Below are 467 nucleotides of genomic sequence, written 5' to 3' on the forward strand. Positions count from 1 at the left end.
CTGTTAACATCTGCATGGCCAAGGCAGTTAATAATCTGTTCTTGGTGGGTGTTAAAGGGTACTGCAGGTATAGGGTCTGGGAGATCTGGCTCCGCAGGTGGGTTGTCATTGTCAGGGTCTGCACCACCACCGTTTGTTCCTCCTGTTGTAGTGCCTGCACCATCAGGGGTTCCGTCAATGTAGGTGTCGCAGCCCGTAACCACCCAAGCGCCCGTGCATATTGTGGTTGGCTGTTCCCATGGCTCACCATTGCAATGTTGTCCAGGCATGTGGTTACCACCAGCTTGACATACTACTGGCGTACAGGTTTGTTCCCACTCCCATATCTCGGCACTCGGGTCGCTGCACTGGCTCCTAAAGAGCAGGCTCTCATCATTGATAACAGATGCCGTGGCCTGGTCTATGTCATAGACATAATCGCCATCTTCTAAAACTTTTGGATACGTTACCAATAGCTGTTTGTAATT

The 467-nt window shown here is 50.7% G+C and carries 1 protein-coding gene; it reads right to left on the minus strand.

The annotated features are described in order from the left end of the window. Nucleotides 1–467 (minus strand): hypothetical protein (locus J4050_RS15215; RefSeq protein WP_208155468.1); only part of this gene is annotated, 467 nt, incomplete at both ends.

This window comes from Winogradskyella pelagia (genome assembly GCF_017581965.1).
Taxonomy (GTDB): domain Bacteria; phylum Bacteroidota; class Bacteroidia; order Flavobacteriales; family Flavobacteriaceae; genus Winogradskyella; species Winogradskyella pelagia.